Source organism: Eggerthella guodeyinii, from assembly GCF_009834925.2.
GTDB lineage: Bacteria > Actinomycetota > Coriobacteriia > Coriobacteriales > Eggerthellaceae > Eggerthella > Eggerthella guodeyinii.
This window is the reverse complement of the sequence record NZ_CP063310.1, coordinates 1,736,440-1,759,080: the sequence shown is the minus strand read 5'-3', so window position 1 is coordinate 1,759,080 and position 22,641 is coordinate 1,736,440. Positions and strand designations below refer to the sequence as shown.

Sequence of the window (22,641 nt, the reverse complement as noted above, 5' to 3'; positions counted from 1 at the left end):
CATCCAGGTTTCATAATTGAAACGGATGCGCATCCAGCCAGACAGGCGCGGTGGAAAACGCAGAGCGGAATGCCTTTCGGGCCAAAAGCATCGCCGTCTCTATCGAGCCGGAACGCGCGACGTTGGATCAGAGCGAGATCGGGATGCGTTCCGCATTCGAAGCGCGTCGGATCGGCTGGCAAGAAACGTGGAAAGCGCGTTGGAACGGCGTGGGATCGGCGCTGGATCCAGGCGGCTTTCCATGGTGACGCACGCCATGGAAACGTGAGACCGGCTCGTTATACTCATAGGTACGGATACGCCAGGCGGCTTGGTGCCTCTCCCTCTCATTATTCTAGATGGATGGAGGTGAAGACCATGACCGTTTTTGGGTTTGTCGAATTGGCAGCACTGCTCTTGGAGTTTGCGTCCCGCGTCATCGAGCTTGTTCTCATGATAAGGAGCGCGCTCCTAACCCGTAGGGGAAAGGAGCGCCAAGACTAAACCCAAACCGCCGAAGCGATCCGAGAGCCGTTGGGAGTCTAACCCCTCCCTGCGGCTCGTCCTATTCTACACCGAACTCCTTGCCTCCCGCAATACGCACCCGCCATCGAGCCCACACCGTCGCCCCCCTACTCCGCCGGGCCGAACTGCATCTCGTAGTAGTGGGCGTAGGTGCCGCCGAGGGCGAGCAGCTGGTCGTGCGTGCCGCGCTCGGCCACCTTGCCGTCCTCCACCACCGCGATGAGGTCGGCGTTGCGGATGGTGGACAGGCGGTGCGCGATGACGAGCGTCGTGCGCCCGGCCGACAGCTCCTCGAGCGACTTCTGGATGGCCCGCTCGCTCTCGTTGTCGAGCGCGCTCGTGGCCTCGTCGAGGATGAGGATGCGCGGATCCTTCAGGAACACGCGCGCGATGGCGATGCGCTGCTTCTGCCCGCCGGACAGGCGCGCGCCGCGCTCCCCCACGTAGGTGTCGTAGCCGTCGGGCAGCCCCATCACGAACGCGTGGATGTTCGCCCGCTCGGCCGCCTCGACGATCTCGGCCGTCGTGGCGTCGGGCCGCCCGTAGGCGATGTTGTCGCGGATGGTGCCGCCGAACAGGTACACGTCCTGCTGCACGATGCCGATGGCGTCGCGCAGCGACTCCACGGTGACGGAGCGGACGTCGATGCCGTCGATCTCCACCGACCCGCTCGCCGGGTCGTAGAAGCGGGGCAGAAGCGAGCACGTGGTGGTCTTGCCACCGCCCGAGGGACCCACGAGCGCCACCGTCGTCCCCGCCGGTATGGCCAGGTCGAGACCGCGCAGTACCTCGTGGACGCCGTCGTAGCTGAAATGCACGTCGCGGTAGCGCACCTCGCCGGCCACGTGCCCGTCCGGGCCGCCGCAGCGGGCGCGCTCGGCCGCGTTGAGGTCCATCGCGTCGGGCGCGTCGGCGATGTCGGGGCGCACGCTGAGCACCTCCATGAAGCGCCGGAAGCCGGCGTAGCCCTTCTGGAACGTCTCCACGAAGTTGATGAGCTGCTCGATGGGCGAGATGAAGATGCCGATGTACAGGGCGTAGATGGCCAGGTCGGTGACCTGCAGGCCGCCCGTGGCCACGAAGTAGCCGCCGCCCACGATGGTCACCGTGTACAGCACGCCGATGAACAGCGAGTTCACTGCATGGAACGACCCCATGAACCTATACGAGCTCTCCTTCGTCTCCACGAAGCGGGCGTTCGTGCGGTCGAACTTCTTGATCTCCACCGGCTCGTTGCCGAACGACTTCACCACGCGGATGCCGCCGAGCGAGTCCTGCAGGCGCGCGTTGATGTCGGCCATCTTCTTGCGGTTCTCGGTGAAGATGACGCGCTTCTGGTAGTTGCGCCAGAACGAGTACGCCGCCAAAAGCAGCGTCGCGGCCAGCATGATGGCGGTCAGCGGCACGTTGATGAAGAACAGCAGCGCGAACGAGCCCACGATCTTGAGGATGCAGATGAACAGGTTCTCAGGCCCGTGGTGCGCGAGCTCCGAGATGTCGAACAGGTCGGTGACCAGCTTGCTCATCATCTCGCCGGTGTTGTTGCGGTCGTAGTAGGAGAAGCTCAGGCGCTGGTACTGCTTGAACAGGTCCATGCGCATGTCGGCTTCCATGCGCGCGCCCATGATGTGGCCCCAGCTGGTGATGAAGTACTGGCAGGCCGTACGCACGCCGTACAGCACGACGAACAACAGCGTGATCCACCCGAGCGAGCCGATGATGGCCTCGGGGGAGCTCTGGAAGAAGTCCTTCGTGAAGAAGCTCAGGAACTGGGGGAACGCCAAGTCGACGCAGGCGAGCACCGTCGCGCACACGAGGTCGAACACGAACAGGAACGTGTAGGGCTTGTAGTAGCTCGCGAACTTCGCGAACACCTGGCGCGCGGTCACGACGGGCGCGTCCGTCGCGGGCGCGGGCGCGCTCTCGGGCGCGGGCGCCGCGTCGGCGGTCGGCTCGCTCGCGCGCGACGCCGCCTTCTGGGTGAGGTTCTTGATGGTATCCATGCCCCACATTGTAGCGCTACTCTGAGCGCCGAGCACCTCGAATCGGCGCGGCGCGCGGCGTTTCGTAGGCTTCGCGTGCGCGCGGCGCCGCGGACGGGATGCAGTTTCACGTTGCCTCATCGGGCCTCCTCGAGAATAGATTCGCCACGGCGCGCCTCGCGGCGCACGCGCGCGAGCTCGCTTGCCGCGCCGCGCCCGAACACGCCCACGTCGTAGCTGCCGGCGTACGCCGCCGCGACGGCGATCAGCAGGAACGGCAGCGCCGCCCAGCCGAATATCTCGGCGCCCATGAGCACCGCCGCCAGCGGGCAGCGGCTGGCCGCCGCGAAGAACGCCGCCATGCCGAGCGCGGCCGAGAACCCTGCGGGCTGGCCGGCCGCGAGGCCCAGCGTGCAGCCCAGCAGCGCGCCGACGGTGAACATGGGCATGATCTCGCCGCCTTTGAAGCCGAAGCCCAGCACGAGCACGGTGAGCGCGGCCTTGACGGCGAAGTCGGCCGGGGCCGCCTCGCCGGCGAGCGCCCCGCGCAGAAGCCCCATGCCCGTGCCCTCGAAGGTCTGCCAGCCGAAGGCCAACACGAGCGCCGCGAACAGCAGGCCGCCCGCCGCGACGGCGACGAGCGGGCGGCCCACCCGATGCCGCACCACGTGGCGCAGCGCGCGCAGGCCGCTCGCGAACAGCACGCCGCCCACGGCGCAGCACAGGCCCACGAGCAGGCAGTGGGCGACGGAGCCCCACGACAGCGCGGGCAGCGCGACCGCCGGGATATGGTCGCCGATGCCCACCGCCCGCGCGATGGCGTAGGCGACGAACGTGGCGAGGAGCATCGTGGGCACATGGCGCGCCACCGCGCGGTCGAAGCGCGCGAGCTCGAGCACGAACATGCAGGAGCCCAAGGGGGCGAAGAACAGCGCGCTGAACGCCGCCGCCATGCCGAGCGCGGCGGGGTAGCCGTTCGGGATGGTGCGGCCGCGGCGCCACACGGGAGCCAGCTTGAAGGGGCGGCCGAGCACCGAGCCGATCGACGCGCCCATCTGCAGCGCGCCCGACTCCATGCCCACCGAGCCGCCGCCCAGCACGGTGAGGAAGGTGCCGCCGAGGATGCCGGGGGCCACGCCGCCCGGGATGCGCTCGTTGGCGCGGAAGCGCTCGATGACGCCGTCGGTGGCGAGGTTGACGGGCAGGCGCAGCAGCTTGTACAGCCCGATGGACGCGAGGCCGAGCGCGGGCAGGGCGAACAGCAGCCAGGGATGGCGCTGCGAAAGCGTTCCCGCGAAGTCGACGGACAGGGTGAGCACGATGGAGGCCGCGGCGCCCGCGGCGCCTACGACGAGCGCGAACGCCGTATGGCGCACGAGCTGCCCGAGGTCGAAGCGACCGTCCTGCAAAGATTCCGCCTGCTCGCCGTCCTGTGCGCCCACGCGCGCCTCGCCTCCCGACCTGCTCCGAATACCGACACATCCGCTCCATGGTACGGAGCGGACGTGCGGGAGGGAGGCCGCGGCAGGAGGCGGTTGCCGTACCGTCGCGGCCCGTAGACCGGCGCGTTGACGGCGCGCCCGCCGCGGGCGCACCGCGCACGGACAGGGGCCGGCCGGCGCCTAGCGCACCTCGGCGCGGCGCGCGAGCAGGTAGGCCGCCAGCGCGCCCAGAGCGGCCACGGCGGCGAACAGGGCGATGGGATACGCGAGATTCACGCCCGCCGAGGTGAACCCGAGCGCCGCGAGCACGATGCCGCCCACCGCGTCGGCCGCGCCCGGCACGACCGCGAACAGCGTGGGGACGAGTACGAACGCCAAAAGGCCGACCGCGAGCAGCCCGGCCAGGAACGGCCGCTTCCCCACCCTTCCCTGCAGCACGATGATCGCATAGGAAAGGAACGCGATGGCGAGGTTGAGCAGCAGCGTCCACAGAAACCCGACGGGGCCGAGGCCGTATCCGTCGCCGTACTGCGCGACGAGCGACTGGAGCCGCCACAGCGGCAGCACCGCCAACAGCAGCTGGTCGACCAGGGCGAACGCGGCGGCCACCGCCGCGAACGACAGCGACGTGCTGAGAAACGCCTGCGCGCGCGTCACCCCGCACTGCAACGCGAACTTGAAGTCGATCGAGTACGACATGGTTCCGCACAGCACCAGGAACACGCACATCCACAGGTACATGCCTTGGAACGGCGCGCCCCCTTCCCCGGCGAACGAGATGATCGCCCATCCGAGCGAGAAGCAGGCCGCGAACACGATGAAGAACACGCCCATCGAGAACAGGACGTCGGCCATCTGGTAGCGGGCGATCGCTTTGAACTTCCTCATCGCGCATCCTCCTTCTCGGTCAGCTTCACGAACAGCTTCTGCAGGCTGAGCGGCGCCGTCTCGAGCCGCTCGTGCAAGCGCGTCCCGTCGGGCGCGCCGAGCAGGTACGCCACCTCCAGGCCGCCCAGCTCCTCGACGGCGAGCACGTCGCGGCCCGCGCAGTACGCCTCCACGTCGGCCGCGCGGCCCGACACGCGGTGGCCGCTCGAGCGCAGCTCCTCGGCCGACGAGGCCAGCAGCACGCGTCCGCGGTCGATGATGGTCACCTGCTCCACGAGGTTCGCCACCTCCTCGATGAGGTGGGTGGCCACGACGACGGTGCGCTGCTTCTCCACGTAGTCTTCGAGCAGCAGCTTGTAGAACAGCTCGCGATGGTTCGCGTCGAGGCCCAGCACCGGCTCGTCGAGCAGCAGGTAGTCCACGTCGAGCGACAGCCCGATGACCAGCTGGTAGATGGAGCGGTAGCCGGTCGACAACGCGCCCACCTTCTTGCGCACGTCGAGGCCGAACGCCTCGGCATGGCGCGCGGCCGCGCCCTCGTCGAACCCCTCGTAGAAGCGGCCCATCTCCTTGAACAGCTTGTCGAGGCGGAAGTTCTCCGGGAACATCTTCTTGTCGGAGGTGCAGTACACCTTGGCGAGGGCGGCGGCGTTGTCGGTGACGGGATCGCCGTCCACGAGGATGCGCCCGGCCGTGGGGATCAGGCGGTTCGCCACGAGGCCGAGCAGCGTCGACTTCCCCGCCCCGTTGCGTCCGAGCAACGCGTGGATCTTGCCGTGCTCGAAGGACAGCGACACGTCGTCGAGGGCCGTGCTCGTTCCGAACGACTTCGATACCTGGTCGGCGCGTATCTCACGCATGGCCGTATCCTTTCTCGATCATAGCGACGACCTGCTCTTTCGTCAGGCCGAGCTTCTTCGCCTCGGCGACGAGCGCGGCGACGAACCGCTCGTCGAACGCGCTCCTGCGCTTCGCGCGCACCTTGTCGGCGGCGCCCGTTTGGACGTACATGCCCATGCCCCTCCTCTTGTAGATGATGCCCTCGTCCACGAGGATGTTCATGCCCTTGAGGACGGTGTGCGGGTTGATGCCGAGCAGGGCTGACAGCTCGTTGGTCGACGGGACGCGGTCCTGCTCGGCGTACACGCCGGTGAAGACGTCCTCCTCGATGCCCTCGGCGATCTGGATGAACAGGGGCACGTCTCTTCCCGGGTCGATGTTCATAGGGCGCGCCTCCTCTCTGCTAGTTTGTTACTTGAGTAACTAACTAGCATTCTAGAGCGCGCCAGGCGGGTTGTCAAGGCGCAAGAAGGCGGCCGCCGGGATCGATCCCGGCGGCCGCCGTGCGGTGCGAACTGCGTGCGAACGTATGTTTCACGTGAAACAGCGCGGCGAAGGCCTACGCGGAGGCGCCCCTCGCCGTCGCCGTCGCGCCCTGGAACACGACGCCCTCGTCCTTGCAGAGGTGCTGGACGGCGGCGCGCGCGGTCTCCGCCGCCGTGGGCAGGCCGCCGGGTGCGACGAGGCGCTGCCCCGCGAAGTAGACGCCCTCGATGCCCGCGGGCTTCGCGGGGTAGCTCGTCTGCTTCTCGCCGGGAAGCATGTTCGACATCCACGACCCCTTGTACGAGCGGAGGTAGCGCTCGTAGGTGAGCGGCGTGGCCACGTCCCACACCTCCACCTTGCCCTCGATCTGCGGGTACTTCTTCGACAGCGCCGCGATCACCGCTTCGGCCAGCTTCCGCTTCTCCTGCGCGTAGGTGCCGTCGGCCCTGCGCGCGGCCCACCAGTCGTACGTGTCGCCGTTCATGAACAGCGTCATGGCCGTGCAGCCCTCGGGCGCGTAGCCCTCGTAGGCGGCGTAGTTGTTGAAGGCGAGGGCGTCGTGCCGCTGATCGCCGCAGAAAACGGGTTCGTCGAGGGGGAACCCGACGCATTCCGGCACGTCCGAGAGGTCGGCGCGGATGCCGAGGCTCACGAACGTGTCGAGGATCGGATGGACGTTCGCCCGCAGCCTCTCCGCCCACTCCTCGCGTATCGGCGGGTCGAACAGCGCGTCGATGGCGACGCGGGTGTCCTGCGTCACGATCACGGCGTCGAAGGGGCGAAGCTCGCCGTCCACGACCACGCCGACCGCCCGGCCGCCCTTCGTCTCCACCCGCTCGACGAGGCGGCGGTACTCGATCGCGCCTCCCAGCTTCTCGAAGGTTTCGGCGATGCGCGCGGCCATGGCGAGCGAGCCGCCGAGCGGGTACCCGCCGTCGCCCGAGACGAGCGTCGCGAGGGTGAATGCGAGCCCCATCGCGCTCATCTCCTCGCCGACCATGCTGGAGAACAGGGTGCGCAGCAAGGGGCTGGAGAACCGCTCGGCGAACGTGCGGGTCGTCTGGCCCGCGTAGAACGGCATGCGCGCCATCGACGGCATCATGGCCAGCATGGCGCGCAGGCCCGGCGTGCGCTTGACGGCGACCTTCACGCCCTTGACGTCGACGATGGGCATGCTCACCTTCGTGAACTTCCGCACGTCCTTGATCAGGCTCCGAATCTCCCGCTCGTCCTCGGGCGCGACATCCAGCAGGTGCGCCTCGAGCCGATCGATGTCGCGGTAGAGGCAGACCGTCCGCCCCTCGAACTCGTACACGAGGAAGGGGTCGCGCACGTAGACGGGCACGTCCGGGTTGAGCGCGCCGATCTCGTTCCACACCGCGTTGAGCGCCGTGCGCGGCGACGAGCCCGTCAGCCAGTGCATGCCGCCCTCGAACAGGTACCCGCGCCGGCTCCAGCTCGTGGACGCGCCGCCGGGGATGGTGTGCGCCTCGTACACGGTGACGTCGAAGCCGCTCTGGCGCGCGTACACGCCCGCCGTCAAACCTGCGATGCCCGCGCCCACGATGGCGACGCGCGTCGGCGAGGCGCCCGCTCCCCGCGCCGCTTCCGTTGTTTCACGTGAAACATCCGTTCGCTGCATGTCCATGCTACCTCTTCCTCACGATGTCGACGATCCACGCGCTTTCCGGGCACGGCGTGCCCGGATGCAGCGACAACTCCTCGGCGATGCCCTGGACGGCGGCCCAGAACGCCACGGAGAGCGCCACCGGGTCTCCCTCGCGGACGGTGCCCTCCCGCTGCCCGCGACGGACGATCTCGGCGGTGGGCGTGTGCACGTCGAACCCCGCGAGCTTGGCCTTCACGCGCTCGGGCGCGTCGTCGTTCACCAGCGCATGGCTCATGAGCACGAACATGTCGGCCAAGGTGGGGTCGCTTTGCAGGTAGGCCATGATGCCGGCCGCCGCGCCCTCGAAGAACGCGAGCGCGTCGCCCTCGCTGTCGCCCACCATCGCCATGGGGCCGTCCACGCCCACCTCGACGAGCGCCTCGTAGAGCGCCTCCTTCGATTCGAAGTAGTGGAACATGAGCCCGGTGCTCATGCCCACGGCCTCGGCGATGTCGCTCACCTTCGTGGCCGCGTACCCCTTGCGCACGAACAGCCGCAGCGCCGCCCGGAGGATCTCCTCGCGACGCCGCTCCCGCTGCTCCTGTCTCGTCACCATTCGTTGAACTCCCTTTCATTGAATTTATGTTCAACATAGTACCACGGCGGGGAGGGAATGCAAGGGCGATTGGGAGATTGGGCGATTGCGGCTGCGCGCAACGCTCACGACAGAATGTTTCACGTGAAACATCCGTTCCCCTCTCCTTCCAGGAAGCGGGAGGGGGTTCCCCGGTGGAGGATGGTGAGGCGGTGCATGGCGCGGGTGACGGCGACGTAGAGGAGGGTGCGGTCGAACTCGGTGGAGAAGAAGCGCTCGTCGGCGTCGAGCACCACCACCTCGTCGAACTCGAGGCCCTTCGCCATCTTCACCGACGCCACCGACACGCCGTCCTCGAACGCGGCCGTGCGCTCGGTCAGCAGGTGCACGTCGGCATCGCGGCCCAGCAGCTCGGCGTAGCGCGCGGCCAGCTCGTCGGAGGCGTGCAGGATGCCGAGCGTCTTGCGGCCGCTCGCGCGGAAGGCCTCGACGGCCTCGAGCGTCCGCGCGAGCACCTCCGCCGTGTTCGCGCAGCCGACGATGCGCGGCGCCTCGCCGTGCCGCTCCACCGCCTCGAGCTCGGCCGAGGGCTTCACGCGGTTCGCGAGCGCCACGATCTCGCTCGTCGAGCGGTAGCTGCGCGTGAGCCGCACGACGCGCGCGGCCGCGTACGCCGCCGCCACGTCGTCGAGCGCGGTGGCGTTGCCCCGGTCGACCACCTGATGGCAGTCACCCAGCACGGTCTTGTCGCAGCGGAACAGGCGCGCCACCAGCGCGTGCTGCACGGGCGTCAGGTCCTGCATCTCGTCCACCACGAGGTGCAGGACGTCGCCGTACGCCTCGAAGCCGGAAAACGCGCCCTGCAGCAGCGCCAGCGGCGCGGCGTCCTCCCATTCCACCGTGCGCTTCGGCCCCAGCGCGAGCGCGTCGTCCCAGCCGCGCTCGCGCAGGAACAGCCGGTAGAGCGCCAGCGCGTCCTTCGCGCGCAGCATGCCCGCCAGCCGGCGGCACACCTCGCGCTTCGTCGGCACGGCGTGGCGGTCCCTCCCGACGCTCGTCGATTCCAGCTCGTAGACCACGCTCGCGGCCACGAGGTCGAGCCGCTCCTCCAGCGCGAGCCCCCCGTGCGCGCGGAACCGCGCGTCGATCCGCGCGGCCTCGACGACGCGCCGGCCGAACGCCATGTCCTCGGCCGCGAACGCGGCGTCGGGCGCCCGCTCGAGGAACGCGAGCACCGCGGAGGCGAACGCCGCCGTGCCCTTCAGGCGGGCGCGCTCGCGCCACGCGCCGTCCGCCTCGTCCACGCTCGAGCGCGCTGGCGCGACCGTCGCCGCGCCGCCGAGCGCCCGCTCGACGACGGCGCGCAGGTCGAGGGCCGCGATGGGCTCCTCGCCCAGTTCGGGCAGGACGCCGGAAACGTAGTCGGCGAACACGCGGTTCGGCGACAGGATGGCCACCGCGCGCGAGGACAGCGCGCCCCTGCGGCGGTACAGCAGGTACGCCACGCGGTGCAGCGCGATGGACGTCTTCCCCGAGCCCGCCACGCCCTGGATGACGAGCGTCCCCGACTCCTCGTCGCGGATGATGCGGTTCTGCTCGGCCTGGATGGACGCGACGATGGTGCGCATCTTCTTGTCGGACGAGCGTCCCAGCTCGCGCGCCAGCACCTCGTCGCGCACGGTCGAGGCGCTGTCCGCCGCGTACCCGAGCCTCCCCCGCTCCACGCCCAGCTGCCGCTTGCGCGCGAGCAGGCCCTCCACGCGGCCCGCAGGCGCATCGTAGCCGGCGGGGCCCGGCTCGTCGCACTCGTAGAACAGCCCCGCCACCGGCGAACGCCAGTCGGACACCACCGCCGCCTCGTCGGAGCTGAACGAGAAGCGCCCCAGGTAGAACGGCGTCGGCGCGTCCTCGCCCGCCGCCTGGAAATCCACGCGCGCGAAGTACGGCGCGTCGAGCAGCTTCTCCAGCCGCGCGGCGGCCTCGCGCGCCTCGGCCGCCTGGCGGTCGACCTCCTTCAGGAACAGCTCGTTCTGGTACTGCTCGCTCGGGTCGATCTCGCCGCGGTAGGCCGCCATGTAGCGCTTCGTCTCATCGTACCCGCCGTCCACGCGCTCGAGCAGCCCCGCCGCCCGGTCGCGCGCGGCGCGCAGCAGCGCGAGCACGTCGTCGAGGTGCGCGCGCTCCTCGCGCAGCACGGCGTCCGCAGCAGCTTCGCCGCCCCCGCCCGCGAGCCCGCCCTCCGCGCGCAGCACGAACCGCTGCGTGGGGTAGCCGAACTCCTCGAGCAGCTCGGCCCCCTCGAAGCCGAGGGCCAGCAGATCGCGCCGATGCCCCGTGTCGGCCCGGTCGCCCGCGCGGAACGTGGTCAGCGACACGTCCCGTTCCGGCAGCTCCACCGCGCGCAGCGCGTCGAGCAGCGCCCGCGCCACGTCGAGGCGGCGGTACTGCGGATGCACCGCCAGCACGTCGATGCGCGCCGCATCCGCATCGAACGCGAGCGCTCCGGCCAGCGCCTCCCCGTCCCACGCCGCCAGCGCGTGCCGCCGCTCGATGCATGCGGCGGCCCACGCCTCGTGGTCGCACTCGTCGAAGCACGGGAACCCGTCGATCGACGAGCGCATGAGGTCCATCCACGCGGGCAGGTCGGCAGGCGCCGCGTACCCGACCGTCCAGGCGCCCCCGTCGTCCGGCACCCCGTCGCGCAGCTCGAACGGAAGCTGCAGCGCGTAGAACGCCCCGGCGGCGCGGAACCGCGCGGGCGTCGTCTTGTACAGCGCCGAGAACGCGAGCGAGAACGCCTGCTGGCTGTCGTAGCCCGCCCCGAGCGCCACCTCCGCCAGCGGCGCGTCCGTCGACACGAGGGCGCGCGCCGCCTCGGTGAGCCGGCGGCGCTTGACGTAGTCGTACACGGGGAAGCCCACCGTGGAGGTGAACAGGCGATGCAGGTGGTACTTCGAGTAGCCCGCCTCCTCGGCCAGGCGGTCGAGGTCGATCCGCTCGCCAAGGCGGCTCTCGATGCAATCGATCGTCCGGGCGATCGCGCGCTCCTGTTCCCGGCTCATGGTCGTCCTCCTTCGCTCGCGTCCGACGAACCATCCATGTAACCAGAAACGCGCGGCCGCGTCTCTATCGATCTTGCGCTCTTCGGAAAGCACACGACGAAAAAAGCGCCCGCCGTCGAGGGCGGGCGCTACGGGGAAGCGATGCGCGGTGCTAGTTCCGGGGCTCGTCGAACGGGAAGTCCTTGAGCGCCGCGAAGGGGTTCGGCGGCGTGTCGTCATCGTCGTCCGCCGTCGGCGCGCAGCCGCACGGGCCCTCGTTGAGGTCGGCGCCGCACTGCGGGCACAGGCCCTTGCAGTCCTCGTCGCACAGCGGGATGAGCGGGAACTCCAGCAGCAGGGCCGCCGTGATGATGGGCTCCAGGTCGATGACGTTGTCGGAGGACAGCACCTCGAACTCGTCGTCGTCCATGTCCTCGGGCGCGGCCTTCGTCTCGTCGAGCAGGAAGTAGCCCTCGAGATCGCCGGTGACCGGGAAGGAGAACTCGTCGAGGCAGCGCGCGCAGGCCGTCTTGGCCTCGCCCTCCACCGTGCCGGTGACCAGCAGCGCGTCGCCCGTGTTCGTGATGTCGGCCTGCCAGGCCAGCGGCCCCGCGAAATCGTACAGGTCCGGGCCCGCCTTCATGACGGGGATGGCGACGGTTCCCTCAAAATGAGAGCTCTCCGCCGGCGCGAAGAGCTCAGAGGGTATATGGATGCGCAACGATTCCATTTAGCGCCCCGATGCGAGGGAGTTGGCGTTCAGGCGGTCGCGGCAGCGGCGCACGTTGTTGAGCAGCGTGTCGAGGCTCTGCTCGACGTGGCCGAACACCTCGTCGGCGTAGTCCTCGGCGCCGGCGCGGGTCTGGCGCTCCAGCTCGCGGGCGTCGGAGAGCACCTGGTCGGCCTGCTGCTGGGAGATGCGGACGATCTCCTGCTCGCTGGCGATGGTCATAGCCTGGCTGCGCGCGTCCTCGATCATGCGGTTGGCTTCGGCCTCGGCGTCGTCGAGCAAGCTCTGGCGCTCGCGGACGATCTGACGGGCCTGGGCGAACTCGCTGGGGAACGTGTCGCGGATCTCGTCCATGATCTCGAACGCCGCGGCGATGTCGACCTGGCGCATGTTGCCCTTGCCGAAAACCGGCTTAGAGTCCTCAAGCAGAATCGAGAGCTCTTCCAACAGCCCCAAGACTCCTGTTTCGTCCATGATTGTCCTTCCACCCAGGCGTGCTGCGTTTCATCTGCGTTGGCGCGCACGGGTATCCTCGCGTGCATGCGTCGCAATATTCTAGCATGTATGCTGGGAAAACCAACCTCCAATGCACAAAGCGTGCACATTTTACCCGGTCGGACCCGTGCCGACACCGAACGGTGACCTGCGGGCGCGCAGGATGCGCTACGCGTCGGCGAACTTCTTCAGCAGCGCCTCGTTCACGCACGCGGGCACGAACTGCTCCACGTCGCCGTGGAGGCTGGCGATCTCGCGCACGATGGAGGACGACAGGTACATGTACTGCGGCGGCGACATGATGAACAGCGTCTCGAGCTCCTGGTTCAACTGGTAGTTGAGGGCCGTCATCTGGAACTCGTACTCGAAGTCGGTGATGGCGCGCAGGCCCTTGATGACCACGGTGGCGTCGAGGCGCGCCGCGAGGTCGACGAGCAGCTCGTCGAACGGCTCGACGCGGACGTTGGGTAGGTGGCTCGTGGCCTGGCGCACCAGCTCGGCGCGCTCCTCGAGCGCGAACAGCGGCTTCTTCTTCGGCGAGGCGGCCACGGCGACGACCACTTCGTCCACCAGCTGCGCCGCGCGGGTGATGACATCGAGATGCCCGCTCGTGATGGGATCGAACGTTCCGGGCGTCAGTGCACGTTTCATGTAAGGTTCCGTTCCTTCTTGGGTTCTCAGTCGATCGCGTCGCGCGGCGCCGACGAGCGCAGCACGTCCACGACAGTATCCCCGTACTTCTTGCGCTGCGCAATAGACAAATCGCGCGCTTTTGCCGCCTCGTCCACCGCGCCGTTCGCGCTCGCGGCGTGCTCGTACACCACGATCGCGTCGTCGGCGAGCGCCGCACGCGTGCGCAGCGCGGCCACGAACCCGAGCACCTCGTCGGCGTCGCACGCGTACGGAGGGTCGAGGAACACGAGGTCGAACGGCGGACGGGCGTAGGGCACGTCCTTCAGCACGTCGCCTTTGCGCACGCGGGCGCGGCGCGCGTCGAGACCGAGCAGGCCCACGTTCGCGTTGAGCGCCTTGAGCGCCTCGCCCGCGCGCTCGCAGAACTGCGCGCTGCGGGCGCCGCGGCTGAGCGCCTCGAGCCCGAGCGCGCCCGACCCGGCGAACGCGTCGAGCACCACGGCGCCGTCGAACCCGCCGCGCGCGCTGTGCACCGTGCTCATCATGGCCTCGCGCACCCGGTCGGTGGTGGGGCGGGTGCCCTCCCCCTTCGGCGCCTTGAGCGTGCGCCCGCGGAACTCGCCTGCGATGATCCTCATACGTATCAGCCTCCCTGCGCCACGTGGTCGTGGGCGTACATGATGCGCACCTCGCGCGCGAGCGCGCGGTGCGCGGGCAGCTCCAACTCGGGGTCCTCGGCCATGATGGCCGCCGCGTCGGCGTGCGCGGCCTCGATCACCGCGCCGTCGCGCACGACGTTCACCAGCTTGAGGCCCGACGCGCCGTGCTGCCGGTTGCCGAGGATGTCGCCCTCGCGGCGCAGCGACAGGTCGTAGCTGGCCAGCTCGAAGCCGTCGTCGGTGCTCACCATGGCCGCGAGGCGCGTGAGGGCGGCGTCCGATTTCGATGCCGACACGAGGTGCACCTCGGCGGACTTGCTCCCGCGGCCGACGCGCCCGCGCAGCTGGTGGAGCTGCGAGAGGCCGAAGCGGTCGGCGTCCTCCACGATCATGACCGTGGCGTTCGGCACGTCGACGCCCACCTCGATGACCGTGGTGGCCACGAGCACCTGCGTGTCGTTGTCGCGGAAGCGCTGCATGACGGCCTGCTTCTCCGCGCTGGGCATGCGCCCGTGCAGCAGCTCCACCCGGTAGTCGGCGAACAGGGTGGTCTGCAGGTAGGACGCCTCCTTCGCGGCGGCCGCCACGTCGTCGCCCGCCAGGTCGTCGTCGGTCTCGATGCTGATGGCCGCGTACTCGTAGGCTTCCTCGTCGGCCTCGCGGCGGCGCCCGCCGCTGCCGCCGTCCGCTGCCTTCGCGTCGCGCTCTCCCCCGTCCTGGCCGATGAGCGGGCACACCACGTACACCTGCTCGCCGCGCGCCAGCGCCGCGCGGGCGGCGTCGTAGGCGTGTCCGCGGTCGGCCTTCTGGTGCACGAACGTGGTGCGGCGCGCCGCGTCGTGCGGCCGGTGCTTGAGGTAGGACAGCGTCAGGTTGCCGAACAGCGCCAGCGCCAGCGAGCGCGGGATGGGCGTGGCCGTGAGGTACAGCGCGTCGGGCGCCTCGCCCTTCGCCAGCAGCTTCGCGCGCTGCTCCACGCCGAAGCGCTGCTGCTCGTCGATGACCACGAGGCTGAGGCGCCGGGGCGCCACGTCGTCTTCCAGCAGCGCGTGGGTGCCGATGAGCACGTCCGTCGTGCCGCCCGCCACGCGCGCGAGGATGGCCTCGCGGTCGGCCGGCGAGGTGGAGCCCGTCAGCACCTCCCAGGTGACGCCGGCCGCGTCGAACAGCGGCCCCAGGCTCTTGCCGTGCTGGCGCGCGAGCACCTCGGTGGGGGCCATGAGCAGGGCTTGCGTGCCCGTGTCGGCCGCCGCCGCCAGCGCGAAGGCCGCGACGACGGTCTTGCCGGTGCCCACGTCGCCCAGCAGCAGGTGGTTCGCGGTCTGCGGCGCGGCGAGCGCGGCGAGGATGTCGCGCTTGGCCTGCGCCTGCTCGTCGGTGAGCTCGAAGGGCACCGCGTCCTCGAGCGCGGCCAGGTGAGGCCCGTCCACCACGTGCACGGCGGGCTCGCACCCGTCGCTGCGCTCGCGCGACTCGCGCATGAGCATGAGCTCGAGCAGCAGCAGCTCCTCGTACACGAGGCGGCGGCGCGCCTCGGCCACCTCGTCCATCGTGTGGGGGAAGTGGATGCACGACAGCGCCGCACCGCGGCTCATCAGCCGGTACTTGGCGCGCAGCTCGAGCGGCAGCGGGTCGTACAGCCCGCTGGCCGCCGCCAGCGCGTTGCCCACGAGCCGGCGCATCCACGCGGCCGATATCTTCTCGCAGGCGGGGTGCACGGGGATGATCATGCCCTCGGCCATCCGCTCGCCCTCGAGCACTTCCAGGTAGGGGTTCGTCATGCGCTTGAAGCCGTAGTTGAACTCGAGCTTGCCCGCCACCGCGATGCGCATGCCGGGCTTCACCTGGTCCATGAGCCACGGCTGGCGGAAGCACGTCACCATGAGCACGCCCGTCGCGTCCACGAGCGACAGCTCCACGAGGGAGAGGCGCGGCTTCGGCTTCTTCAGCTTGATCTCGTGCACCGCGCCCTCGACGGTGCACGACTCGCCGATGCGCGCGGTGGCCACCTCGGCCTTGCGCGAGAGGTCGATGTAGCGCCGCGGGAAGTGCGTGGCCAGGTCGCGCACCGTGCGGATGCCGAGCCCGTCGAGCGCGCGGGCGCGCGTCGGGCTCACCAAACGAACGCGCCCGACCGATTCGTCGAGCGCGAGCGTCGCTGCTAAACGGTCAGGCGCGTCCATGCACTTCTCCAGGTCGTTCGTAAGGTCAGCGAGGGGCGCGCTCGTGCCGGAGATCGGCCCGCCGCGCTGCCAAGCGTACTTCGGTACGCGCCGCGCAGCGCACAAGGGCCGAGATTCGGCACGAGCGCGCCCCGCAGCATCGAGCAGGTGCGCCGTTCGGAGAACGGCGCAGCGGTTTTACTCAACGGACATCACGACGGGGTACAAGGGCTGGTCGCCGCGGTGGGCGTCGATCTCGAGGTCGTCGTAGGCGCCCTCGATGCGCTCGAGCAGCGCGGCGAAGGCGTCCTCGCCCAGGTCCTCGCCGGCGAGGATGGTGAGGGTGTCGGCGTCGGCGGCCTCCATCGTGTCGAGCAGCGCCATGACCACGTCCTCGGTCGTGGAGCCCACGGCCTCGATGGACCCGTCGGCGATGCCGATGACGTCGCCTTCCTTGATGGGGTTGTCGTGCGCGTCCTTGGAGTCCTTGATGGCCGTGGTCACCTCGCCGGTCTTCACCTCGGCGTACGCCTCGGTCATCGACTCGACGTTCTCCTCGAGGCTCGCGCCCTCGTCGAAGCCGAACAGCGCGGCGAACGCCTCGGGCACGCTGCGCGTGGGCACGACGGCGCACGGCGTCTCGGACAGCTCGCAGGCGCTCTGGGCGGCCATGATGATGTTCTTGTTGTTCGGCAGGATGATGACGGCGTCGGCGTTCACCCGGCCGGCGGCGTCGAGCAGGTCCTTCGTGGAGGGGTTCATGGTCTGCCCGCCGGACACCACCACGTCCACGCCGAGGCTCTTGAGGATCTTCGCGTTGCCCTCGCCCGCGGCCACGGCCACGAAGCCGAGCGGCTTGGGCGTCGCCTCCTGCTCGGCGGCCAGCGCGTCGGTGCGCGCCGCGCTCTGCTGCTGCATGTTGTGGATGTGCACCTCGGAGATCTGCGCGTCATGCGTGAGGAACCAGCCGAGCACCTCGTCGGGACGGTTCGAGTGCACGTGCACCTTGAAGTTGGGGTGCATGCCCACCATGAGGTCGCAGTCGCCCATCGTGGGCAGGAAGTCCTTGGCGGCATCCACGTCCACCGTGTCGGAATGCACGAGGAACTCCGTGCAGTAGCGGTACGCCGAGCCCTCCCAGTCGTTGATCTGCTCGATCTCCACCTTCGGCGTCGCGCCGCGCGCGAACGCCAGCTCGTCCACCATGGGGCCCTCTTTGCCCGTGAGCGCCGAGGCGAACGCGTCGAAGAAGATGGCCAGGCCGAAACCGCCCGCGTCCACCACGCCGTTCTCCTTGAGCACGGGCAGCAGGTCGGGCGTGCGCTGCACGGAGGCGTAGGCCTCCTCCACCACGTAGGCGAGCGCCTCGTCGGCCGAGAGCTTCTTCTTGCGGGCGCGCTTCGCGGCCGACGCGCTGTCGCGCAGCACGGTGAGGATGGTGCCCTCCACCGGCTTGCGGACGGCCTGGAACGCCACCTCCTGCGACTTCGCGAACGCCGCGTCGATGCTGTCGGCGTTCAGCTCGTCGTGACCGACGCTGCCCTCGCACAGGCCGCGCAAAATTTGCGAGGTAATGACACCGGAGTTGCCGCGTGCGCCCATGAGCGCGCCGGTCGTGATCGCCTTGCGAATTTCCGCGCCGCCCGCCCCGATGGGCAGGTTGGCCAGGTTCTCGACGACGGTTTCCAACGTGAGCGACATGTTCGTGCCCGTGTCCCCGTCGGGCACCGGGAACACGTTCAGACGGTTGATCTCGTCCTTGCGCTCGCTCAGGGTCTTGCTCGCAACGGCGATGGCATTGAGCAGATCGTTCGCGGTATAGGGTTCTGGCATGCTGATCGATTCTCCTTAAACGTAATGCCGCGGAGCGCCGCGCCCCTCTCGGGCGGGCAGCGGCTCATCATGGCAGGGCGAGCGCTACTTGCGCACCTTCACGCCCTGCACGTGCACCTCGACACCGTCGAGCGGGACGCGGGCGTATTCGGTCAGCGCGAACGTGACCTGGTCGATGAGGTTCTGGGACACCGTGTTGATGTTCGTGCCGTACTCGATGACGACGTACAGCTCCACGTGCACGCCGGCGTCGGTCGTGGTGACCACCACGCCGCGGCGCAGACGGGACGTCGGGAGGATCTTCGCGATGCCGTCGACGGCGGTCGGGGCGGCCATGCCCACGACGCCGTAGCACTCGAGCGCTGCATTGCCGACCATGTCGGCCAGTACGTCATTGGCAACGTGGAGGTTGCCTGCTATCGTATCGTTCATGGCATTCCTTTCACGGCGCGGGGATCCCGCGCACGACAAAAAACCTGCTAACGCAGTATAGCGCATGGGCTCGGTGCTGTGCGATGCGCCTGATCGCAGCCGAAAGTATACTACACGAAAAATTCTTGTAACGGTTCAAGTTTATGTGCTATAGTATGAGGGCTTTTTTGTCATCAACGGTTTTTGCCGATGAGTACCCAACGTACATGGAGTGATGAACGATGTCGAAGATTTGTGAAGTTTGCGGTAAAGCGCCGAGCGCGGGACGCAACGTCAGCCACTCGCACCGCGTGACGAACCGTTGGTTCCGTCCGAACATTCAGCGCGTGACGATCAAGGACAAAGAAGGCCACGTCCGCAAGGCCAACGTCTGCACGAAGTGCATGAAGGCCGGCAAGGTCGAGCGCGCGTAACACGCCCGCTACGCCCCGACCGAGGCGTACAAGCCGACATTGAAAAAGCCCGCTTGCGCGGGCTTTTTGCCGTTTGGGAGAAGCGGATGCGGCGCGACTTCCCTATTCCAGGATGAGCAGGCGGCCGCACTGGGGGCACGGCGCCACGTTGCCCTGGCCCTTCATGTCGATGAGGCGCCCGCCCTCGATGGCCATGCGGCACACGCCGCAGTTCGACCCCTGCAGGCGGCCCACCGCCACGCCGCCCGTGCGGGCGGCCGTCTTCTCGTAGGCGTCGAGCAGCTCCGACGGCAGCGAGGACGCCAGCATGGCGCGCTCGGCGTCGATGCGCGCCACCGCGTCCTTGAGCGCGCCGCCTTCCTTCACGAACGTCGCGGTGGCCTCGGCCTCCTGGCGCTCCAAGCCCGCCAGCGCCGCCGCCACCTGCGCCTGCACGCCCTCGATCTTCGCCAGCTCGTCGCCGATGGCGGTCAGCTCGGCCTCCAGCGTGTTGCGGCGCTTCGCGAAGCCGTTGAGCTCCTTCGTGCGCGCCTCGACGCCGCGGTAGTCGCCGCGCACCGCATCGATCTCGCCCTGCACCTGACGCTGCTTCTCGGCCAGCGACGCGTCCTCGTCGCCGATGCGCGCGAGCTGGGCGTCGGCCTTCGCGTGGAGCGCGTCGAGCTGGGCGCGCTTCTGCTCGATGGCCTTCTTCTTCGAGCGCGCCTCGAGGATGACCGCCCGCTGCGGGAGCGCCTCGAGCTTCTTCTTGGACTGCATCGCCTCGAGGTCGAGGTGCTGCATCTTGAGCAACGTGGCGAGGTCGTCGGTGTCTACGTGCATGCGCATCCTTTGTTCGAACGGAGCGCCGCCGCTGCGGCGCTCCCTGTATTATACCCGTACCGTTTCAGGGTACGACCAGTTATCTCCCTGATCGAGCACCGTGACCAGATCACCGGGAATGCCCACGGTTTCCACGGCGGCGGCCAGCACGGCCGCAAGCGGCAGCTCGCTCGTGTCGTGGCCGAGGTCGACGATGGCGAGGCCAGCCTGGGAGAGCTCGAGGGCTTTGTGGTACTTGATCTCGCCGCACACGAGGCAATCGACCTGCGCGCGCAGGCAGGCGCGGCCGAGGTCGTCGTCGAGCGACCCCGTGCAGGTGACCACGCGGTCGAGCTCGCGGGGGAAGTCGCCCCACACGCGCGGCGCGCGGGCGAACACCGAGGTGCAGCGCGCGGCCAGCTGGCCGAGCGTGAGGCCGTCGTCCTCGCCGAGGGTGCACAGCTGCCCGTAGCCCTTGTCCCGCGACCCGGGAAGGGGCACGAGCACCTGCTGGAAGTCGAGGCCCAGCATGCCGGGCAGCACGCGCTGCGCGCGCACGCTCACGTCGAGCGCCGTGTGGTACGACAGGATCGACACGCCGCGCTCGACGGCGCGCCACACGCCCGCGCCCGGGTTGGCCGCCACCGAGGACGCCGGCATGAACGAGTCGGGGGGCGCGAGGAACGCGGGATGATGCGTGACCAGCACGTTCGCGCCTATGTTCGCGGCCGTCTCGATGGCCTCCACCGTCGGGTCGAGCGCGACGGCCACGCCCGTGACGAGGCGAGCCGGATCGCCCACCGACATGCCGGTGCGGTCCCACGGCTCGGCGTCGGCCGCCGGGAACTCGGCCAGCAGCGCCCGCTCGAGCGCGCCGGTGGTGACGGCCGTGATGGGCTTGGACAGCGGCCCCGACGCGCGGCGCGCCAGCCCTTCCCGACCCTTGACATCCTTCTGGTTCTTCTTCGCTGCAACCATGGCGCGGCTCCTTCGCTCGTGTTCGAACAGGTCGTTCGAACCCACGTTACTCGATTGCGATGGTTCGGCGGTCGCCGTCGGCTGTCGGGACCGTTACCGTTCTATAACCCGCCTCGTACATGAGGCGGTAGGCTTTCTCGATGTCGCGCGCGACGTTCGACGGCACGTGCGCGTCGGTGCCCACCGTGCAGGGCACGCCGGCGCGGCAGAACGCGGCCAAGAGCGCCGGCGCGGGGAACATCTCCTTGCAGGCGTAGTAGGACCCCGACGTGTTCACCTCCACCATGCGCCCCGCCGCGGCGCACGCCTCGGCCGCCCGGTCGTAGAGGGGCTGCGGGTCGAAGCTGGGGTAGAAGTTGAACTTCTTGGCGAGGTCGGGGTGCGCCATCACGTGGAAGGGCGCGTCGGAGGAGACGGCTTCGCACCACACTTCGAAGTAGCGCCGCCAGATATCGTCGGCGCCCACCTCGTCCCAGCGCCCGCGCTGAGCGGGGTCGTCGAACGGCCAGCGGTCGACGAAGTGCACGGAGCCCAGGATGAGCTGGAACGGGGCGAGGTCCTCCGCGGTGATGACGCGGTCCTCGTCGTCGCCCAGCCAGTCCATCTCGCAGCCGGCGATCACCTCGATCTCGGGATGGGCCGCGCGCGCGGCCTCGATGGCGGCGAGGTAGTCCCCCATGCGCTCGGCGGGCATCGACAGGTAGCGGTCGGGGTCGAGCGCCGCGGTCATCGGGTAGTGCTCGGTGACGGCGATGGTGGACACGCCCGCCGCGACGGCGGCGGACACGAGCTCCTCCACCGTCCCCTCGCCGTGGTTGGTGAAGCAGGTGTGGGTGTGGGTGGTGACCAGTTCCATGGGCGCTGCGCTCCTCGACGTGTCTCGGGTATCGGTAGTCGGCTATCGGTTCTCAGTTCCAAGCAAGGGTCTTCGCCGTGGCGGCGACGAAGGCGTCGACGTCGGCCTCGGTGGTGTAGCGCCCCAGGGAGATGCGCAGGGCGCCGTGCGCGCGGTCGGCGTCGATGCCGAGCGCCCGCAGCACGTGGCTCGGCTCGAGCGAGTGCGACGAGCAGGCCGACCCGCCCGACACGCCGAAGCCCTGCATGTCGAAGCGCAGGATGAGCGTCTCGCTCTCCAGGCCGTCCACCAGCACGTGCACGATGTTCGGCAGGAAGTCGCGGCTGCCCGGCTCCACGTCCACGGTGGCCTCCACCGCGTCGAACGCGCCCAGCTGCGCGTACAGCTTGTCGCGCAGGGCGCGCAGGCGCGCGGCCTCGTCCTCCTGCATCGCGCACGCCGCGCGCACGGCCGCCGCGAAGCCGACGATGCCGGCCACGTTCTGCGTGCCGCTGCGCCGCCCGCTCTCCTGGCCGCCGCCGATGGCGTACGCCTGGAACGGCGTGCGGGCGCGCAGGTACAGCGCGCCGACGCCCTTGGGGCCTCCCACCTTGTGGGCCGAGAACGACGCGGCGTCCACGTCGAGCTCCTGGAGGTTCACGGGGACCTTCCCCAGCGCCTGCACGGCGTCGGTGTGGAACAGCGCGCCGGCCGCGTGCGCGACGCGGGCCAGCTCGGCGATGGGCTGGATGCTGCCCACCTCGCTGTTGGCGGCCTGCACCGACACGAGCACCACGTCGTCGTCGAGCGCCGCCTCCAGCGCGCGCACCTCGACGAAGCCCTCGCGGTCGGGCACGAGGCGCGTGACGCGGAAGCCCTGCGCCTCGAGGCGCTTCGCGGGCGCGAGCACGGCGTCGTGCTCGACCGCGGTGACGACGACGTGCGGCGCGAACGCGCCCGCGCCGCGCCGGCGGCGCTCGTCGGCGGCCGCCTGGGCGATGCCCAACAACGCCGCGTCGTCGGCCTCGGTGGCGCCGCCCGTGAACACGATCTCGTCGGGACGGCGCGCGCCCAGGTCGCGGGCGATGGACTTGCGGGCGTCCTCGAGCGCGGCGAACGCGGCGCGCCCGGAGGCGTGGAGCGAGTTGGCGTTGCCGCCTGCCGCGAGGTTCGCGCGCCCGGGCACGAAGTAGGGCGCCATGGCAGCGGCGGCCTCCTCGCCAAGCGGCGCCGTGGCGGCGTAGTCGAGGTACACGTAGTCTTCGGGCATCGAGGCCATCGCG

At 69.5% G+C, this 22,641-nt stretch carries 20 protein-coding genes; 1 reads left to right on the top strand and 19 read right to left on the bottom strand.

The features are described 5' to 3' along the window. Window positions 1–611: 611 nt before the first annotated feature. The 15 genes from GS424_RS07260 to GS424_RS07190 all read right to left on the bottom strand — a co-directional run bounded on the left by GS424_RS07260 (window position 612) and on the right by GS424_RS07190 (window position 18,331). Window positions 612–2,507, bottom strand: coding sequence for an ABC transporter ATP-binding protein (locus GS424_RS07260; RefSeq protein WP_244977705.1), 1,896 nt, complete (start codon window positions 2,505–2,507; stop codon window positions 612–614). Window positions 2,508–2,623: 116 nt separating this feature from the next. Then, window positions 2,624–3,928, bottom strand: coding sequence for a chloride channel protein (locus GS424_RS07255; protein WP_244977704.1), 1,305 nt, complete (start codon window positions 3,926–3,928; stop codon window positions 2,624–2,626). Between the two features lie 180 nt (window positions 3,929–4,108). Then, window positions 4,109–4,816 (bottom strand): hypothetical protein, encoded by a 708-nt coding sequence (locus GS424_RS07250; protein ID WP_160941768.1) that lies wholly within the window; start codon window positions 4,814–4,816, stop codon window positions 4,109–4,111. After that, window positions 4,813–5,676 carry an ATP-binding cassette domain-containing protein gene (locus tag GS424_RS07245; protein WP_160941769.1) on the bottom strand — a complete coding sequence of 288 codons (864 nt, stop codon included), beginning with the start codon at window positions 5,674–5,676 and terminating at the stop codon, window positions 4,813–4,815. Before GS424_RS07245 ends, GS424_RS07250 begins: the two co-directional genes overlap by 4 nt. Continuing rightward, entirely contained in the window at window positions 5,669–6,040 is a 372-nt protein-coding gene (locus GS424_RS07240; protein ID WP_160941770.1) for a GntR family transcriptional regulator, read from the bottom strand. Before GS424_RS07240 ends, GS424_RS07245 begins: the two co-directional genes overlap by 8 nt. A 175-nt stretch (window positions 6,041–6,215) precedes the next feature. Then, window positions 6,216–7,790, bottom strand: a complete 1,575-nt coding sequence (locus GS424_RS07235) for a phytoene desaturase family protein (protein ID WP_218958890.1) — start codon at window positions 7,788–7,790, stop codon at window positions 6,216–6,218. A gap of 1 nt (window position 7,791) precedes the next feature. Then, entirely contained in the window at window positions 7,792–8,367 is a 576-nt protein-coding gene (locus GS424_RS07230; RefSeq protein ID WP_160941771.1) for a TetR/AcrR family transcriptional regulator, read from the bottom strand. 119 nt (window positions 8,368–8,486) lie between these two features. After that, window positions 8,487–11,408: a GNAT family N-acetyltransferase gene (locus GS424_RS07225; protein ID WP_160941772.1), complete on the bottom strand. Its 2,922-nt coding sequence runs from the start codon at window positions 11,406–11,408 to the stop codon at window positions 8,487–8,489. 151 nt (window positions 11,409–11,559) lie between these two features. Then, the gene (locus GS424_RS07220) at window positions 11,560–12,117 is read right to left on the bottom strand and encodes a YceD family protein (RefSeq protein WP_160941773.1); all 558 of its coding nucleotides are present in this window, start codon (window positions 12,115–12,117) and stop codon (window positions 11,560–11,562) included. Further along, window positions 12,118–12,591 (bottom strand): ATP synthase subunit B family protein, encoded by a 474-nt coding sequence (locus GS424_RS07215; RefSeq protein ID WP_009304513.1) that lies wholly within the window; start codon window positions 12,589–12,591, stop codon window positions 12,118–12,120. A 189-nt stretch (window positions 12,592–12,780) separates the two neighbouring features. Next, a complete protein-coding gene (coaD, locus tag GS424_RS07210; protein WP_154334013.1) occupies window positions 12,781–13,263 on the bottom strand; it encodes a pantetheine-phosphate adenylyltransferase in 483 nt (160 codons plus the stop codon). Between the two features lie 26 nt (window positions 13,264–13,289). Further along, window positions 13,290–13,883 carry a 16S rRNA (guanine(966)-N(2))-methyltransferase RsmD gene (rsmD, locus tag GS424_RS07205; RefSeq protein ID WP_160941774.1) on the bottom strand — a complete coding sequence of 198 codons (594 nt, stop codon included), beginning with the start codon at window positions 13,881–13,883 and terminating at the stop codon, window positions 13,290–13,292. A 5-nt stretch (window positions 13,884–13,888) separates the two neighbouring features. Continuing rightward, window positions 13,889–16,087: an ATP-dependent DNA helicase RecG gene (locus GS424_RS07200; protein ID WP_160941775.1), complete on the bottom strand. Its 2,199-nt coding sequence runs from the start codon at window positions 16,085–16,087 to the stop codon at window positions 13,889–13,891. A gap of 177 nt (window positions 16,088–16,264) precedes the next feature. Beyond that, the gene (locus GS424_RS07195; protein WP_160941776.1) at window positions 16,265–17,899 is read right to left on the bottom strand and encodes a DAK2 domain-containing protein; all 1,635 of its coding nucleotides are present in this window, start codon (window positions 17,897–17,899) and stop codon (window positions 16,265–16,267) included. Between the two features lie 84 nt (window positions 17,900–17,983). Further along, window positions 17,984–18,331: an Asp23/Gls24 family envelope stress response protein gene (locus tag GS424_RS07190; RefSeq protein ID WP_160941777.1), complete on the bottom strand. Its 348-nt coding sequence runs from the start codon at window positions 18,329–18,331 to the stop codon at window positions 17,984–17,986. 221 nt (window positions 18,332–18,552) lie between these two features. On the opposite strand from GS424_RS07190, the gene rpmB reads away from it, so the two are divergent. Next, window positions 18,553–18,744, top strand: a complete 192-nt coding sequence (gene rpmB, locus GS424_RS07185; protein WP_009304520.1) for a 50S ribosomal protein L28 — start codon at window positions 18,553–18,555, stop codon at window positions 18,742–18,744. Between the two features lie 102 nt (window positions 18,745–18,846). Here rpmB and GS424_RS07180 read toward each other — a convergent pair whose 3' ends face one another. Genes GS424_RS07180 through GS424_RS07165 form a run of 4 tightly spaced genes read right to left on the bottom strand, consistent with a single transcriptional unit; the run spans window position 18,847 to window position 22,637 of the window. Continuing rightward, window positions 18,847–19,566 carry a zinc ribbon domain-containing protein gene (locus tag GS424_RS07180; RefSeq protein WP_160941778.1) on the bottom strand — a complete coding sequence of 240 codons (720 nt, stop codon included), beginning with the start codon at window positions 19,564–19,566 and terminating at the stop codon, window positions 18,847–18,849. A gap of 48 nt (window positions 19,567–19,614) precedes the next feature. Next, window positions 19,615–20,523, bottom strand: coding sequence for a Nif3-like dinuclear metal center hexameric protein (locus tag GS424_RS07175; protein WP_160941779.1), 909 nt, complete (start codon window positions 20,521–20,523; stop codon window positions 19,615–19,617). 46 nt (window positions 20,524–20,569) lie between these two features. Further along, complete coding sequence (locus tag GS424_RS07170; RefSeq protein ID WP_160941780.1) at window positions 20,570–21,379, bottom strand: histidinol-phosphatase HisJ family protein; 810 nt, start codon at window positions 21,377–21,379, stop codon at window positions 20,570–20,572. Window positions 21,380–21,431: 52 nt separating this feature from the next. Continuing rightward, on the bottom strand, window positions 21,432–22,637 hold the full coding sequence (locus GS424_RS07165) for a cysteine desulfurase family protein (protein ID WP_160941781.1): 1,206 nt from the start codon (window positions 22,635–22,637) through the stop codon (window positions 21,432–21,434). Between the last annotated feature and the right edge of the window lie 4 nt (window positions 22,638–22,641).